The organism is Microbacterium sp. PRC9 (assembly GCF_031844125.1).
Lineage (GTDB): Bacteria > Actinomycetota > Actinomycetes > Actinomycetales > Microbacteriaceae > Microbacterium.
This window is the reverse complement of record NZ_JAUZUR010000001.1, coordinates 539,734-556,243: the sequence shown is the minus strand read 5'-3', so window position 1 is coordinate 556,243 and position 16,510 is coordinate 539,734. Positions and strand designations below refer to the sequence as shown.

Sequence of the window (16,510 nt, the reverse complement as noted above, 5' to 3'; positions counted from 1 at the left end):
GGTGCCGTCGACGATCGCGTCGTTCCCCGTGCTGGGCATCGTCCTGGCCGTCGCCTCGGCCGCCGCGCTGGCGCTGGGCAACATGATGCAGGCGCGCGGGGTGCGCAGCGCCGCCACCGGATCCTTCGGCGCCAAGCAGTTCTTCGCCCTGCTGCGCAACGGCCCGTGGGTGATCGGTGCGCTGCTGATCGGGGGAGCGATCCTGCTCCAGCTGGCGAGCCTCACGTTCGCTCCGCTCATCGTGGTGCAGCCGGTCGGGGTCGTCGCACTCGTCTTCGCTTCGCTGCTCACAGCGCGTGCGACGCACACGAAGCCCTCCGGCACAGAGATGCGTGCCATCGCGACGAGCGTCATCGGGGTGGCGGGGTTCGTCACTGTCGCCGCACTGGTGAGCACCCAGCGCACGATCCACGACAGCCAGCTCATCGCCATCCTGCTCGCGCTCGCCGTCGTGCTCTGCGTCGCGATCATCATGGCCCTCGTTCAGCGCGGACGCCGCGGACCCGCCGTGCTGATCGTCATCGCCGCCGGCGTGTTCTCGGGCTTCGTCGCGACGCTGGGCAAGACGGTGATCCTGCGGGTGCAGACGGTCATCACCGAGCAGGATTACAGCTTCGACTCCTCGAACCTGCTGACCCTGGCGTGCCTGATCGGCATCGCGATCTCGGGCGGCCTCTCCATCTACCTGGTGCAGCGGGCCCACACCGTCAATTCCCCGGAAGTCGTCGTCGGCGGGCTCACCGTCATCGATCCCTTCGTGGCCGTCGTGCTCGGCATCACCATCCTCGGCGAGGCGACCGGAGCGCCGTTCTGGTCGCTGCTCGTGCTGGCGGCCGCCGGCGCGGTGGCGGTGTGGGGCGTGATCGATCTCGCCCGGGCGCAGCAGCGGAGCGCGAGCGACGCACCGCTCGGAGGCTGAGTCACGAACGGATGCTGCGGGCCGAGGTTGCTCGTCGTTCGGGGGCGTTTCGACTCGCTTCGCTCGCTCAACGACCGGGGGGCGTGGGGGCGTCAGTGCAACGCTCCTGCAGTCAGGGCGAAGCCGTTGGCGCGGAGCCGTTCGGCCAAGTGCTCACCCATCGCGACCATCGGGGTCAGAACGCCCGCGCGGTCGGGGAGGTCGTCGAGCGCGAGGCTCAGCGCGGACTCGGCGAGCATCACGCCGGTGCCGCCATAGCCGGGATCGTACGGCGCGGCGACCCGCGTGCGCACCGGCTGGCCCTCGACCGGGTACACGTCGACATCGAGGACGAAGCGACCGTGCTCGATCGCCTCAGCGCTGGGTCCGCTGCCTGGAGACGGCAGCACCCGGTCGACGACGGCGCGCGTCGGCGGAAACGCCAGCGCACCCACGAGACCCGCCGTCCCGAGAACGATCCCCATGGCGCGCGCGAGTCCGGCAGGGCCGCGCCCGGTCGCCACCACCTCCCGGTACTGCATCAGCTGGCCGTAGCTCCACCCCGTCAGGTAGTTGCTGCGCTGCACGATCTGCTGGTTGTACGAGCCCATGACGAACGGCGCCTGCCAGGTTCCGCGCACCTTGCCCCAGCCATTGCCGGCATGGCCGGGCAGACGCACCGACGGCCCGGGCGTGAGCGCGTAGGGGTTCGCGAGGAGGCGGCGGGTCGAGGCATCCGTCTTCGCCTCCTTCAGCTGCTGGCGGAGCGAGTCGATCGTGCCGCCGCTGATGCCGCCGCGCAGCGACCGCACCTTCAGGGTCGCCGCGACGATGGCCACACCGCCGGCGGCGGTGTGGGCGAGCCCGAGGCCGAGGTCGGACGGGATCGAGTCGAACCCGCACGAGTGCACGATCCTGGCGCCGGTGGTCTCGGCGACGGCGTGATTGCGCTCGATGCTCCGCGCGACGAAGATGCTCTCGCCCGACAGATCGGCGTACGACGTGCCCGCGCTCGCGCAGGCCGAGGCCACGCCGGCGCCGTAGCGCAGGTAGGGGCCGACGGTCGTGGCGATGACGGAAGTGGATGCTGCGACCCGGCCGACGGCGGCATCGTCCGAGGTGTCGACCTCGATGATCGGCCAGTCGACGCCGAGTTCGCGCGCGACCTCCTCGAGGCGTCGGATGGAGCGGCCGGCGAGGGCGATCCGCACGCTCTCGGGGGCGGATCGTGCCAGGTGCCGCGCGGTGTATCTGCCGACGAAACCCGAGGCGCCGAGCAGGACGATGTCGTGGTCGCGGTCATTCGTGCCCATGCTCGGAGCGTAGGCGCGGTGGAGTCGATGCGACACGGGGTTGCTCGTTGGCCCGAGGCGTTTCGGCTCGCAAGCTCGCTCAACGACCGAGGGTCGGGGTCGGGGAACCCGGGGTCGGTGGACTGGGCAGTGGCAGGCTGGGGGTATGCGAGAAGGAGATGCGATGAAGCAGCGCACGCTGGCAGGGCGGCAGGTTTCGGCGATCGGGCTCGGGGCGATGCCGCTGTCGATGAACAACGACAAGGTGTACCCCTCGTTCGACGACGCGGTCGCAACCGTGCACGCGGCACTGGACGCCGGCGTCACGCTCATCGACACCGCCGACATCTACGCGCCGGACGGCGAGGAGATGGGGCACAACGAGCGCATCGTCGCCGAGGCGCTGCGCACGTGGGACGGCGACGCGTCGGGCATCTTCGTCGCGACGAAGGGCGGGATCACGCTCGGTGAGGACGGCTCCAAGGGGCGCGACGGTTCGGAGGCGTACCTGCGGTCGGCGGCCGAGAAGTCGCTCGACATCCTCGGCGTCGATCAGATCGAGCTGTACCAGTACCACCGCCCTGACCGCTGGCTCGTCTACGGCGACATCATCGCCGGGTTGAAGGCCATGCAGGACGACGGCCTCATCCGCGCGGTCGGCATCTCGAACGCGAGCGTCGAAGAGATCCAGATCGCCATCGACGTGCTCGGCGAGGGCAACCTCGCGAGCGTGCAGAACGAGTTCTCGCCGAAGCATCCGGGAAGCATCGACGAGCTGCGCTTCTGCGAGAAGCACGGCATAGCGTTCCTGCCGTGGAGCCCGCTGGGCGGCACGGGCGGGGGAGCGCGCCGGGTCGGCGACCGGTTCTCGGCGTTCCGCGAGGTCGGCGAGGATCATGGCGTGAGCCCGCAGCAGACGGTGCTCGCGTGGGAACTGGCGCTGGGCTCGCACGTCATTCCGATCCCGGGAGCTCGGCGCGCAGCATCCATCACCGACTCGGCTCAGGCGGCGAACCTCGAGCTCAGCGCGGACGAGGTCACGCGGCTGTCGGAGTGGGTGGGGATCTTCGACGACTGACTCACCCGGATGAGTCGAACCGGGCGACCAGACGGAGGATCGTCGGCAGTCCGCGGGAGGTCGCCCGGTCGCCGGTGAGGCGCTCGAGCACGGGGGTGGCGTTGCCCTGGCCGTCGACGTCGTTGCGCACGAGCGCCCAGCCGGGTCCGGCATCGACGATCTCGCAGCGGGCACGCGTCATGATGCTGATCGCGTCGGGTGCCTGCGTATCGACCGTTCCGCCTCGGTGGAGGGTGAACTCGTACCCGCGGGACTCGTGGGCCGCGCCGTGTTCGCCGATGATCGCCACGAGGTCGGCAAGCGCGATCCAGAGGATGTCGCGCTCGTGGCCCGATCGGGCGGCGATCGCTTCTTCTGCGCCTGCGACGACCTCTCCGGGTTCGTCGGAGTCGAACAGGATCGTGCCGTTGCTCTGGAAGGTCTGAACGTCGGGGCAGCCGGCATCGGCGAAGCCGGCGACGATGTCGTCGGTCGACGGATGGCCGCGCTGACCCTGGTTGACGTTCCGCATGAAGGCGACGCAGCGCATACGCCGAGAGTACGTGCGATGCTCCGGCTACCGGGAGATGCCGTTCTCGACCGCGTCGGCGCGCGAGGCGGCCAGGGCGGCGAAGGCCAGGGTCGGCCCAGGGCGCTCGTGCTGCGCGGCTGCTTCTGTGCGCAGCGCCTCGCGGCCCGGCCACGTGGGATCAGCGAGAGCAGCGATCGCCTCGGTGAGCTCGTGCTCGGTCGCGGTGTTCGGCGCGAGGGCCAAGCCGGTGCCGGAGCGTTCGACCGCTGCGGCGCCGGCGAACTGGTCCGTCGAGAACGCAAGCACGAGAACGGGCACACCCTGCCCGACCGACTCGGTCACGGAATTGTTGCCGCCGTGGGTGACCGCGGCGGCCGCGCGGTCGAGGAGGCGCACCTGCGGCAGGTATTCGCGCACCAGCCAGCCTTCGGGAACCGGCCCGAGAGCGCTCGCCGGAGTCGAGCCGATCGCGATCGCCGCGCGCAGCCCCGTCCGCGCGATCGCCGCCGCCACGCGCGCCAGCACATCGCCCCGCACCGACAGGAAGCTGCCGAAACTCACGTAGACGAACGGCGTGACGTCGCGAAGGAACTCGTCGGTCTCGGGATCCTCGCGCTCGTCGCGGCGCGTCGAGCCGAGGAAGACGTGGGGCGGCAGCATCCGTCCGTCGTCCGCCAGAATGGCGGGGTAGTTGTACAGCACGACGTCGCCGTGAAGGGCGAACGCATCGGCGACCTCGGCGGCTCGCGGATCGAGCGCCCGAGCCGCGGTGTTCCACTGATGCGCGAAGCGGTCGGACACTTCGACGCAGAGTCGGCGCAGCTGCGCGAGCTCGGCGGGGTCGGGGTCGAACGCTCGTGGCCAGGCCGGCGGGAAGCCGTATACCTCGCCTTTCACGGGCAGCGCGGAGGGATGACCGAGCACCACATCCGCGTAGTCGATGCCGGCGGTGTGCAGCGCGAGGCGGGCGCTGAAGGCGAGGTGGTCGACGAGGATGGCATCCGGGCGCACCCGATCGACGACCTCGAACGTCGCTCGCGCCCGCTCTTCGGCCTGCCACATCAGGTCGGTCAGGCGCTCGCGGGCCTGGTACATCAGGGTGGGAATCATCCCGCGGCGGGTGGCGTCGAAGAAGCGCTCGAGAGATGCCGCCTCCGCCGTCTGCTGCTCTCGCGTGCGCATCACACCCGCGTTCGCCCCTCTGCCCAGCGGCAGGTCGACGCGCTCCAGGCCGAAGTCGGCGACGATCGGCGCCGTCGCCGAGCCGGTGGCGACGACGACGCGCTCCCCGGCGTCGCGCCACGCGGTCGCGAGCGTCGCGAGCGGCAGGAGGTGCGAGGCGTAGTCGGGACTGATGACCAGGAGCGTCATGCGAGCTGCTTCGTCGCCTGCGCGAACTCGGCCTCCTGCGCGACGACCGAGGCGTAGATCGGGGCGAGGGTGGCAGCCATCGCCTGGATCGTGAACTTCGATGCGACGACCTCGCGTGCCCGCACCGCGCGGTCCTCGTCGGCGTCGGCTGCGCGGTCCAGGGCCGACGCGATGGCGCGGGAGAGACGGTCGGCGTCCCACGTCGCCGTGAGGAATCCGGTGTCGCCGTGGTCCACGTAGGTCGCGGGCCCGCCGCCGTCGGGTGCGACCACCACGAGACCCGTGGCCATCGCCTCGAGCACCGCGAGGCCGAACTCCTCCTTCAAGCTGGCGCACACGTACACGCCGCCGACGGCCGCGAGCCGCGGCATCCCGAATCTCGCCGCCGCCATCCAGCGCGCGGCGACGTCGTTGGGGCGATGACCGGGAAGAATCAGCCCGCGGCGCGCGCGTTCGTGCGGGGGTACCGCGGCGGCGATGCGATCCAGCTCGCCCTGCTCATCCCGGGACGGATTCTCGAGGTCGCCTCCGATGATCAGCAGGTTCGCGCGATCGGCGAGGGGCGATCGGGCCCACGTCTCGACGAGAGAGGCCATCCCCTTCACCCGGTGCAGACGCCCCACCGAGACGAGTAGCGGCAGTCCGCGGCGATCTGCGTCGAGGCAGCCGAGCAGCGCCTCGAGTTCGGCGAACGCATCGTGGGCCGGCGTCGCAGCCGGACCGGCCGCTGTCCGCGCCTGGACGACTGCCCTGTCGATGACCGCGAGATCGACCCCCTCTGCGACGACGGTGTGCCGCTCGCTGCGCGACGTCATGTCGATTCCCACGAGTTCCCGCATCTCGTCGACGAGGTTCGGGCGCGGAAAGAACACGGTGTGAGACGCCGATGCCGCGAGCTCCTTGACCAGTCGGACCCGGAACCAGAAGTGCTCGTGAAGGTCGGCCTCACCGAACCCCGCGCGCGTGAGGACGCCGGAGTCCTGCAGTGAGTGGATCACGCTGTGCGGATCCGGGGCGACGGTGAAGATCGTCGGGATGCCGAGCTCCCTGGCGACGTCCGCGGCCGCGAGGCTTCCCACGTCGGCCATGCGCAGGTGAAGGACGTCGACGACACCCGCGGCGCGGAGGATGCGACGGATGCCGCGCCGCGCAGCGACCCGGTACGGCCACGCGGCCGCGGACGCCACCGGCTCATCGGGGAGAGGGATGTGCCCGTAGAGATGGCCGGTCCCCGTGCCGGCGAGCTGGAGCAGATCGACGGTGCTCTGCCCGAGCCGGCCGCGAGACAGCGTGAGGACCCGCGTGACCGGGCTGTCGTCGGCCGCGATCAGCGCATCGCCGAGGCGCACCAGCAGGGTGGCGATTCCGCCGTTGTCACCTGCTCCGGCTGCCGAGAGCGCGGGGTCGATGTCGGCATGCAGGAAGAGCTGCGCGACCGTGAGCGTTCGCGGCATCCGGTCCGGGGGTGAAGGGCGGAATGCGGGCGGGGCGGTGCTCGCGCTGGGGATGGGGTCGAGATCGATCAGTGCGAGGCGAGCGATCGGCGCGAGAGGACCGCCGGTTGCCAGGAGTGCACCGAGCTCCTCCTCGAGGCCCGCAGTGTCGCGGCGCTGCCCGAGTGCGGCGATCGCGGTCGCGCGCACAGCATCGTGCTCCGAGGGATCCGACGCCACTTCGCGCAGCAGGCGTGCAGCGACCGGTTGAGGCACGAGCCCGAGGGTTTCGACGAGCGCCGCTCGGGGTGCAGCATCCGTGATTCCCAGCAGTGCTGCCTCGATGCCGATCGCGATCGTGTCGCTCGCCTGCCCCGACCACCTCTCGATGGTGTGCTGGGCCAGCATGCCCGTGAACCCGCCGGCGGCGACCAGCGCGAGCAGGCGTCCCACGGCCTCTGGCCGGGGCAGACTCTGGCCGAGCGCCCATGCGGCATGCTCTCGGATGAACGGTCGCTCGTCCGACAGCAGGCCGGCGAGCTGACGCTGCGCCTCGTCGTCGTGCATCTCCGCAAGTGCGTGCACCGCCGCGATGGCGGCGATGTCGTCGGTGCCTGCGAGCGCCGCCGACAGCACCCGCAGAGTGCGGACGCTGGGATCGCGGCCGGCTTCGAAGGCGAGATCGTCGGCGGCGAGCAGCGCCTTGACGATCGTCGGGGCGTCGAGAACGTCGTCCATCGCGGTGTGCACGCCCACGTTCCACCTCACTCACCGCACGGGGCGTCCGTGCTGTCGAAAGGCTATGCCTCCCGCGCGACGCGGACGGGTGCTTGACAAGATGGACGGGCCGGTGCAGGCGAACCAGGCGACCGGCGCGATCTCAGCGGCCGGCGGCGATCTCCTGCGTGCCGATCACCGAGAGCAGCTGCAGCCGCTCGTGGCTCGGGGTGCCGGGCGTCGCGGTGAGCACGAGGAGCGTCTGTCCCTGCTCGGGGTCGATGAGGAACTGGCACTGCATGTCCATCACGCCGACCTCGGGGTGCTGCAGGCGCTTCTCGCGCGCGTGCGTCGAGCGCACCTCGTGCTCGGCCCAGAGCTCGGCGAACTCGGGGCTCTCCTGCAGCAGCGCCGACACCATCGCCCCGGCGCGGGAGTCGGCGCCGAACTTCGCGTAGGCGGTGCGGATCTCGGCGGCGAACGCGCGCGAATGCATCGGGTGGTCCTCGATCGGGTACACGGTGCGCGCCGACGGATCGGTGAACCAGCGATAGCCGACGCTGCGGGCGAACCCCTCGAAGCGCGTCTCGTCGCCGAACAGCGCGCGGGCCGCCGGCGTCTGCGCGAGCGTCTCGCCGAGCTCGGTCATCACCTGCGCGGGGGTGTCGGCGAGGCGGTCGAGGATGCGCATGAGGCCGGGCGAGACGTGCTCGCTGCGCAGTGCCCGAGCCGGTGCCGTGTGACCGGCGAGCCGGAACAGGTGGTCGCGCTCGTCGAGCGTGAGCCGCAGCCCGCGGGCGATCGCGGCGAGCATCTGCTCCGACGGCTGCGGACCGCGCGCCTGCTCGAGCCGGCTGTAGTAGTCGGTCGACATGTCGCAGAGCACCGCGACCTCCTCGCGCCGAAGACCTGCCGTGCGGCGCCGAGACCTGCGCCGCAGTCCGACGTCCTCGGGCTGCAGCGCCTCGCGGCGGCGACGCAGGAAGTCGGCGAGCTGTGCTCTGTCCATCACCTGAGTCTGCGGCATCCGTCACTCCTCATCCAGGGCGTTCCGTCTCGCTTCGCGCGCTCACCGACCGGGGGTCGCCACCTGCACGCCGGTGAGCCGCGCGGAGAGCTCCCACACGCGCCGGGCGTCGGCCTCGCTCCGCACACGCGAGTACAGCGGCTGCTCCGCGGGCAGGCCGCTCAGGTGGCGGAAGCCGTTCGGCCCGTAGAGGTGGCCGCCGCGGGCGTCGGGGCTCGTGGCCGCGTACACCGCCGACAGCGCCGCCGACGACGGGGTGCCGAACAGGATGCCGCGCCGTGACATCGCGCGGATGAACTTCACCGCCGTCGTATCGGTGGACCGCCCCATGCCCGGCTGCGCGGCGAGCAGGTTCGTCGGAGTGATGCCGGGATGCGAGAGGGTGCTGCGGAGGCCCCAGCCCGCAGCATCCGATCTCCGCTGCAGTTCCATCGCGAACAGGCCGAGCGCGATCTTCGACGAGCTGTACGCCTTCATCGGGTCGTAGCCGTGCTCCCAGTTCGGGTCGTCCCAGTTGACGGCGCCCTGATCGGCGGCGATGCTCACCTGGCTGGTGATGTGCGCCTTCGCCTCGACGAGCAGCGGGAGCAGCTCGGCGACGAGCGCGAAGTGGCCGAGATGGTTCGTCGCGAGCTGCAGCTCGAACCCGTCGACGGAGACCTGGCGGGTCGGCGGGTTCATCACGCCGGCGTTCGCGATGACGAGGTCGATCGGGCGGCCCTCGTCGTTCAGCTGCGCGGCGAGGGTTCCGACGGAGTCGAGCGACGCGAGGTCGAGGGGGAGGACACGGATGCTGTGGGCTCGGGTCTGCTGTCGGAGCTGGGTTGCCGCCGCCTCGCCCTTCTTCGGATTTCGGACGGGCATGAGGACGTCGGCACCGGCGCGCGCGAGGCGCGCGGCGATCTCGAGTCCGACGCCGTCGCTCGCGCCGGTGACGAGGGCGAGCTTGCCGGTGAGATCAGGAACGGGGATGTCGAGAGGCTTGGGCATGAGGGGCTCCTGTGGTGTGGTGCTTCTCATGCTGGACGTGGGCGGGATCGGGATTCAGGGCGCGGTCATCCAGGGATCGGGGATCCGTGGCTACCGCCCGGAGCTCGTCACGCCTCGGCGCGCGAGATGTCGGCGAGCCAGGCGCGCAGGTGCTCGACGACGAACGCGTGGTCGTCGGCCTGCGGGAGGCCCGAGACGCCGACGGTGCCGACGACGCCGACTCCTTCGATCAAGATCGGGAACACGCCGCCATGCGCCGCATACCGGGTGGTGTCGAGGCGGCCGTCGGTGTCGAAGTCGCCGCCGGCGGCGCGGAACGCGAGGCCCACTCCGAACGAGGAACGGCCGTAGCGGCGGGCGACGCGCGTCTTGCGCTCGAGCCAGCCGTCGTTGTCGGCGCTCGATCCCGGCAGCGCGGTGTGGAACACCCGCGCCTGGCCGAGCGAGATGCCGATCACGATCGGCAGGCCCAGGGCAGCAGCCTCCTCGCGCATGCGGGAGCCGAGAGCCCAGGCATCCGTCACATCGAAGCGGGGGAGGATCACCTCGGCTTCGTCGGCTTCGACGCGGGCGAGCAGGACGGCGATGTCGTCGGTCATGGGACGAACGTACCCGCTGGGCCGGGCGGTGGCGGCTGAGCGAGGCGGGGTCGCGGCGCCGATTCCTCCCCAGGCCGTGATGATTCAGGTCTCTTCGGGGTTATCCACAAAAGCTACTCGGACCTGCGGTTTTGAGGCGCCGGAATGTCGGAGCCCCTCGGCAGAATCGAAGGTATGAACTTCCCGCTGACCGACCTCCGGGGCATCGCCGATCTGCTCGGCGACACCCTCGCTCCGGCGCTCGGCAGCGACGCGTCGCGGGGTCTGTCGCACGGTGAGCTGGTCGACGCGTTGGGCGTCGTCGAACAATTGGGGCGGATCGCGGATGCTGCCCGCCTGGCGCTCGCCGGAGAGGTCGGGCGGCGTGCCGACTCCGAGTTCGGCGACGACCGGATCACCGCGCAGTACGGGTGCGGGTCGGCGCAGGAACTTGTGGAACGCGCCACGCTGGTGTCCGCGGCGACCGCGCGGGCACGGCTGCGGGACGCGAAGGCGATCACCAGTCGGGTGACGCTGACCGGGCAGACCCGCCCGGCACCCCTGGAGCACGCCCGGGCGGCGCTGGCATCCGGGCGACTCGGCGCAGACGCGCTGACCACGATCGTCGACGCGCTCAGACCGCTGCTGGGCCGGTGCACGGTCGACGAGATCGAGGCGGCCGAGGGCGAACTCGTCGCCGCCGCAGTGGGGGACGCCGGGGAGCCGGCGTGCGGGATCCATGAGCTGAAGGTGATGGCGACCACCTGGGCGCTGTACCTCGACCCGGATGGCACGCTCCCGGACGAGGAGTACGCGCAGCGGGTGCGGGGGATCCGGATCAGCCGGCGGGCGCACCGGGGACTGCGGCGGATCTCCGGGGATGTCACCGACGACGTCGCGGCGCAGTTCGATCGGCTGATGGACGCGCACCTGAATCCGCGGGTGCAGGACCGCAGACCACGGTTCGTCGATGACGAGGCTGACGCCCGGGCCGGCGAGGCGGCAGAGCGGGTGCTGGATCCGCGGACCGCGGACCAGAAGCGCCACGACGCGTTCGCGTCGATCCTCTCCGCCGCGGCGGGCGCAGTCGCGACGCCGACGCTGGGCGGGGCCGCGCCGACCCTGATCGTCACCACCACCGTCGAGGACCTCGCCGACCCCGACGGAGTGGCGTTCGTGGAGTCCGCGGGTGGTCCCGTTGCGATACCGGCCTCGTTCGCGCGGCATGCCGGCTGCCACGGCACCATCCACCGGCTCACCCTCGCCGACACCGGCGCCATCAAGGCGCTGGTCGTCGAGGACCGGGTGTTCAACCATTGGCAACGCAAGGCGATCGGCGCCCGTGACGGCGGCTGCATCATCCCCGGCTGCACCGTTCCCGCGGCGTGGTGCGAAGTGCATCATGTCGTCGACTGGGCCCGGGCGGTGCGACCTCGGTCGACAACGGGGTGCTGCTGTGCTGGCACCATCACCACGGCATCGAGACGAGCGGATGGGAGATCCGCATGGTCGACGGTGTGCCGCACGTGCGACCACCCGCCTGGGTCGACCCGCACCGACAATGGCGCGGACCCAACCGGCTGCTGCTGAACGAACTCAGACGCGCCAGGTCCGCACAGACCACCCCGCACAGTCAACCCACCGCCGACCCCGTCGGAAGCAAGCTCGCTCGACGGGGAGGAGCGCGTGGGCGACAGGTCAGTGGTCGCCGGAGTGGCGCGACAGGCGGGTCTCCTCGAGGTCGAGCATGGCCTGCGCCTCGGCGAGCACGCGTGAGGAGTAGACGCCTTGGGCACGCAGTTCCAGCAGGCGCTCGCGCTCCGCATAGACGACGGCGAGGCGCAGCTCGCGGTACCGCTGGTGCGGCATCTCGCCGGGCTTGCGCCCCACGCGTGCGCGCTCCCATGCGGCCTCGGTGCTGAGGAAGGAGGCCCGCCTCACGCGTTCGATGACATCGGGGTCTATCGGGGCGGTGGTGGCAGCATCCGTCTCGATCTCGCTCAGTGTCTCGAGGCCGACGTTGCTGATGTCTTCGAGGAGGGACGCGAGCTCCCTGCGGTCCTCATGGGCATCGATGCCCTGCACCTTGAGCAGGCGGATGAGCCACGGCAGTGTGCCGCCCTGCACGACGATGCTCACCACCGCGACGGTGAACGCGATGAGGATCAGCTGCGGCCGGTAGGGGGTGTTCTCGGGCAGCGACTGCGCGGCGGCGAGCGTCACGACGCCGCGCATGCCCGACCAGCCCAGCACGATCCCGCCGCGCCAGTCGATGTGCTCCTGGCGCTGCTGCTCGAGGTCGGCACGCCGGCGCTCGTAGTCGCGCTCGAGGCGATCCCGGGTGCGGGCCTGCCGGACCGTGCTCACCGGGTGACTCCGGTAGTAGTACAGGGCGAGAAGCGCGTGGTACGTCCGCTTCTCGGTACGCTCCTCGCGCTTGCCGAGGGCGTAGACCATCGGTCCGATCCAGAGGAACCGGATCACGATGAGTGCTGCGGTCGCGAGCAGGCCGATGAGGATCGCGTCGCCGGCGCTGAGAACCGTCGGGTCGACGTGATCCACCAGCGTGCGGATCTCGAGGCCGATGAGGAGGAACACGCCGTTCTCGAGGAGGAACTGGATCGTCCGCCAGTTGATGCGGTCACTGATCCTCGCCTGCGCGCTGAACTTGGTGGGGGCCGCGTGGCCGGTGTAGAGGCCGGCGACGACGACCGCCATCACGCCGGATGCGCCGAGCGCCTCCGCCGGGGCGAAAGCGACGAACGGGACCGCGATCGACAGCGCCGTGTCGAGCACGGGATCGGTGAGCTTGGAGCGCACGAACACGGTGACGTATCCGGCGACCAGGCCGATCACGACCGCGACGACGACGGCGTAGACGAAATCGACGACTCCGGCCCACGGCGTCGTGAGGCCGCCCACCGCCGCGGCCGCGACAGCCGAGCGCAGCAGCACCAGCGCCGTCGCGTCGTTGAGGAGGCCTTCGCCCTCGAGCACGGTGAGCAGCCGCGGCGGAAGGCCGAGGCGCCGGCCGATCGAGGTCGCCGCCACCGCGTCGGGTGGGCTGATGACTGCTCCGAGTGCGATGGCCGCGGCGAGGTTGAGGTCCGGCAGCAGCGAGAACAGCAGGAAGCCCGCGGCGAACGCGGTCACGATCACGAGCACGACCGACAGGCTCGCGATCGACCCCACGTTCCGGCGGAAGTCGGTGATCGGCACACTGATCGCGGCGGCGTACAGGATCGGCGGCAGCACCCCGTCGAGGATGATCTCGTGCGGCACCTCGATGTCGGGCACGCCCGGCAGATACGACAGCCCCACCCCCACGACCACGAGGATGATCGGCGCCGCCACTCCGAGCTTCTGGGAGAACGCGGCGACCGCCACGATGACCGCCACGGCGATGACCGCGTAGATCCCCAGCTCCATGGGCTCAGCCTATTGAGCGACTGTCCGGTTCGAGGGGTCGTGTGCCGATGGGTGAGCAACGGGACGGATGCTGCGCTCCTGGGTGGTGCCCCGCGCTCCGGCGTTTCGACTCGCCAGCTCGCTCAACGACCGAAACCTTGGCCCACGGTCGGCGCCGGAAGTCGAAACGCGACGGGTCTCCGAGCTACGCCGGCAGCTGCCGCTCCCTCGCCGACACCCGCTCGGGCGGCACCGGAGGGGCCGGCGCGTCCAGGGCGCGCAGCATCCGTTCGAGCGTCTCCCGCAGCTCCTCCCGGGCCGGGGAGGCGAGGTCCGTCGTGTACTCGACCCCCGCAGGAATCCACGACAGGCCGTACATCGTCTCGCGGAAGTCCGAACCGCCCACCGGCCACCGCGTGTGCGTGGCGTCCTCCGCCGAAGCCCCCTGACCCCACTGGCCGAAGTACTCCCGCATCTCGTCGAACGGCAGCTCCATCACCGCGTCCGCCTCCACCGCCTGGCGCACCCAGGAGCGCGCGACGAAGATGAACTCCTCGATCTGCTCGGGCGTCAGGGGCTTCGGCTCGAAGAGCACGCGGGTGTGCGCGACGTCCGCCAGCCGATCCACGCGGAACGTGCGCCAGTCGTCCTTGTCGAGGTCCCAGCAGAGCAGGTACCAGTGCCGGTCGGCGGGCGCGAGGGCGTGCGGCTCGACGCGCCGGTGGGTGACCTCACCCGATGCCGCGGTGTACGTGAACCTCACCCGCTCGTGGTCGCGGGTGGAAAGCGCGAGCTCGCCGAGCACCTCGCCCGACACGGCGGCGCCGGCGTTGAGTCCGGCGGGCTGCACGGTCTCGGCCAGCGCGGCGACGCGGCGGCGCAGGGGAGCGGGCAGCACCTGCTCGAGCTTCGCGAGCGCGGTGATGGTCGTCTCGGGACCGCTCACGAGGCGCTGGGATGCCGCCACCCGCAGCCCGATCGCCATCGCCACGGCCTCTTCATCGGTGAGCAGCAACGGAGGCACGGCACTGCCGGCCTCGAGGCGGTAGCCGCCCGCCGCGCCAGGGATCGACTCGATGCGGTAGCCCAGCTCGCGCAGTCGCTCGACGTCGCGCCGCACGGTGCGCTCGGTCACGCCCAGCCGATCGGCCAGCTCGGAACCCGGCCAATGCCGGTGAGTCTGGAGCAGGTTGAGCAGCGACAGGGCTCGCGTGGTGGTGTCGGCCATGCGAAGAGAATCTCATGCATCGCGGACAAGATCTGTCCGCATCCGCTCCTAGCTTGGGGACATGGCGAACGAATCGATCATCCAAGCGCAAGGTTTGACCAAGCGCTTCACTGTGAAAGGCAAGACCGTCGAGGCCGTCACCGAGCTCGCGTTCGAGGTGTCGCGCGGCGAGCTCGTCGCATTCCTCGGACCCAACGGCGCCGGCAAATCGACCAGCCTGCGTATGCTCACGACCCTCATCTCCCCGACATCGGGCACAGCGCGGGTCGTCGGGTTCGACATCCTGAAGCAGCCCGCCGAGGTGCGCGCCCGCATCGGCTACGTCGGCCAGCTCACGAGCGGCAGCTTCTCGCAGCGCGCCCGCGACGAGCTGCTGAGTCAGGGCGCGTTCTATGGCATGTCGAAGGCCGCGGCCCGCGCGCGGGCCGACGAGCTCATCGAGTCCCTCGACCTCGCCGGCTTCGCGACCCGGTCGGTGCAGCAGCTGTCGGGCGGCCAGAAGCGCCGACTCGACGTCGCCCTCGGCCTCATGCACGCGCCGCCGCTGCTGTTCCTCGACGAGCCGTCGACCGGACTCGACCCGCAGAGCCGCGCCAACCTCTGGCAGCACATCATCGATCTGCGCGCGCAGTACGGAACGACGGTCTTCCTCACGACGCACTACCTCGAGGAGGCCGACCGCTACGCCGAGCGCGTCATGGTCATGGACAGGGGGCGCGTGATCGCCGACGACACCGCGGCGCGACTGAAGGCGGAGCTCGCGGGCGACGTGCTCACGTTCGGCTTCAGGGGCGAGACGGATGCTGCGGCCGCCGTCGCCGTGGTGCAGCGGCTCACCGAGCGCGAGGTGCGGCGGGTCGACGCATCCGTCGTCCTCACCGTGCCGGAGGGCGACGCGCTGCTGCCCGCCGCGGTGCGCGCGCTCGACGCGGCCGGTCTCATGGTGCGGACCGCGACCGGTGTGCCTCCGACGCTCGACGACGTGTTCCTGGCGCTCACCGGCCGCACGCTGCGCGAGGCCGGCGAAGGCGAGGGCGAACCCGACGAGAACGCGGAGGCGTCCGCCGAGGCATCCGGAACCGCCGAACAGGTGACCGAGACGACAGGAGCGAAGCGATGACCGACCAGATGCAGACTCGGATCGAGGCCCGGCCCGACACCGCGGTGCGGGCGAACCCGGCGCGCGACACGTGGAACGTGCTGACGCGCGAGCTGAAGCCGGTCGTGCGCGACCCGTTCACGCTGATTTTCAGCCTGGTGCAGCCGCTGGTGTTCCTCGGGCTGTTCGCGCCGCTGCTCGTCGGCTCGTCGGGCGCGCCGGTGGGCGAGACCCTGCAGTGGTTCGTGCCCGGCGTGCTTGTGATGATCGTGCTGTTCGGCACCGGCGCGACCGGGTCGAACCTGCAGTACGAGATGATGACGGGCTCGCACGAGCGCACGCTGGTCGCGCCGCTCGCGCGATCGTCGCTGCTGGTCGGCCGTGCGCTCAAGGAGATCGCGCCGATCGTCGTGCAGGCGCTGATCATCGTGCTCATCGCGTGGCCGTTCGGCTTCACGATCAACGTGCCCGGACTCGTGATCGGGCTCGCGCTGCTCGCGGTGTTCGGCGTGGGGCTGGGGTCGCTGTCGTACACGCTCGCGCTCAAGACCAAGGACCGCGAGTGGCTCTTCTGGGGCGTGCAGCAGACGCTGATCTTCCCGCTGCTGATCCTGTCGGGCATGCTCCTGCCGCTCGACGAGGGGCCGGCCTGGATGCGCGCGGTCTCGACGGTGAACCCGGTGAACTGGGTCGTTCAGGCCGAACGCGCGCTGTTCGCCGGCGACCTCGGCGCGATCGAGGTGCTGTGGGGCTGGGTCGCGGCGATCCTGCTCGCGGTGGTCGGGCTGGCCGTCGGGATCCGCGCGATGCGCAAGAGCAGCTGACGCGGGACGGATGCCTCGGGCCGGCGCTGCTCGCCGGTCCGAGGCGTTTCGTCTCT

14 protein-coding genes are annotated in these 16,510 nt (G+C 71.0%); 5 read left to right on the top strand and 9 right to left on the bottom strand.

Annotated features, from left to right (window positions below; translation table 11 throughout):
- The first annotated feature begins 1 nt into the window (after position 1).
- A complete protein-coding gene (locus Q9R33_RS02385) occupies positions 2–919 on the top strand; it encodes a DMT family transporter (RefSeq protein WP_311292738.1) in 918 nt (305 codons plus the stop codon).
- A 92-nt stretch (positions 920–1,011) separates the two neighbouring features.
- Here the strand turns inward: Q9R33_RS02385 and Q9R33_RS02380 are convergent, their stop codons facing one another.
- On the bottom strand, positions 1,012–2,211 hold the full coding sequence (locus tag Q9R33_RS02380; protein WP_311292737.1) for a saccharopine dehydrogenase NADP-binding domain-containing protein: 1,200 nt from the start codon (positions 2,209–2,211) through the stop codon (positions 1,012–1,014).
- 163 nt (positions 2,212–2,374) lie between these two features.
- Here Q9R33_RS02380 and Q9R33_RS02375 point away from each other — a divergent pair, with 163 nt between their 5' ends.
- Positions 2,375–3,268 (top strand): aldo/keto reductase, encoded by an 894-nt coding sequence (locus tag Q9R33_RS02375; protein ID WP_311292736.1) that lies wholly within the window; start codon positions 2,375–2,377, stop codon positions 3,266–3,268.
- A gap of 1 nt (position 3,269) precedes the next feature.
- Here the strand turns inward: Q9R33_RS02375 and Q9R33_RS02370 are convergent, their stop codons facing one another.
- The 6 genes from Q9R33_RS02370 to Q9R33_RS02345 form a co-directional block, all read right to left on the bottom strand.
- Positions 3,270–3,797, bottom strand: coding sequence for a DUF1697 domain-containing protein (locus Q9R33_RS02370; RefSeq protein WP_311292735.1), 528 nt, complete (start codon positions 3,795–3,797; stop codon positions 3,270–3,272).
- A gap of 27 nt (positions 3,798–3,824) precedes the next feature.
- The gene (locus Q9R33_RS02365) at positions 3,825–5,150 is read right to left on the bottom strand and encodes a glycosyltransferase (protein ID WP_311292734.1); all 1,326 of its coding nucleotides are present in this window, start codon (positions 5,148–5,150) and stop codon (positions 3,825–3,827) included.
- Entirely contained in the window at positions 5,147–7,339 is a 2,193-nt protein-coding gene (locus Q9R33_RS02360; RefSeq protein ID WP_311292733.1) for a glycosyltransferase, read from the bottom strand. The genes Q9R33_RS02365 and Q9R33_RS02360 overlap by 4 nt, the downstream gene beginning before the upstream one ends.
- Before the next feature lie 124 nt (positions 7,340–7,463).
- Positions 7,464–8,327: a helix-turn-helix transcriptional regulator gene (locus tag Q9R33_RS02355; protein WP_396654059.1), complete on the bottom strand. Its 864-nt coding sequence runs from the start codon at positions 8,325–8,327 to the stop codon at positions 7,464–7,466.
- 42 nt (positions 8,328–8,369) lie between these two features.
- On the bottom strand, positions 8,370–9,317 hold the full coding sequence (locus tag Q9R33_RS02350) for an SDR family oxidoreductase (RefSeq protein WP_311292732.1): 948 nt from the start codon (positions 9,315–9,317) through the stop codon (positions 8,370–8,372).
- A 107-nt stretch (positions 9,318–9,424) separates the two neighbouring features.
- Positions 9,425–9,916 (bottom strand): heme-degrading domain-containing protein, encoded by a 492-nt coding sequence (locus tag Q9R33_RS02345; protein WP_311292731.1) that lies wholly within the window; start codon positions 9,914–9,916, stop codon positions 9,425–9,427.
- A gap of 174 nt (positions 9,917–10,090) precedes the next feature.
- Between Q9R33_RS02345 and Q9R33_RS02340 the strand changes: the two genes are divergently transcribed.
- Positions 10,091–11,485: a DUF222 domain-containing protein gene (locus tag Q9R33_RS02340; protein ID WP_311292730.1), complete on the top strand. Its 1,395-nt coding sequence runs from the start codon at positions 10,091–10,093 to the stop codon at positions 11,483–11,485.
- Between the two features lie 108 nt (positions 11,486–11,593).
- On the opposite strand, the gene Q9R33_RS02335 is transcribed toward Q9R33_RS02340, so the two are convergent.
- Positions 11,594–13,324, bottom strand: coding sequence for a sodium:proton antiporter (locus Q9R33_RS02335; protein WP_311292729.1), 1,731 nt, complete (start codon positions 13,322–13,324; stop codon positions 11,594–11,596).
- Between the two features lie 184 nt (positions 13,325–13,508).
- Positions 13,509–14,531, bottom strand: coding sequence for a YafY family protein (locus Q9R33_RS02330; RefSeq protein WP_056370910.1), 1,023 nt, complete (start codon positions 14,529–14,531; stop codon positions 13,509–13,511).
- A gap of 61 nt (positions 14,532–14,592) precedes the next feature.
- On the opposite strand from Q9R33_RS02330, the gene Q9R33_RS02325 reads away from it, so the two are divergent.
- Both Q9R33_RS02325 and Q9R33_RS02320 read left to right on the top strand, forming a co-directional pair.
- On the top strand, positions 14,593–15,651 hold the full coding sequence (locus Q9R33_RS02325) for an ATP-binding cassette domain-containing protein (protein WP_311292728.1): 1,059 nt from the start codon (positions 14,593–14,595) through the stop codon (positions 15,649–15,651).
- A complete protein-coding gene (locus Q9R33_RS02320; RefSeq protein ID WP_235560261.1) occupies positions 15,648–16,454 on the top strand; it encodes an ABC transporter permease in 807 nt (268 codons plus the stop codon). Before Q9R33_RS02325 ends, Q9R33_RS02320 begins: the two co-directional genes overlap by 4 nt.
- Positions 16,455–16,510 lie beyond the last annotated feature (56 nt).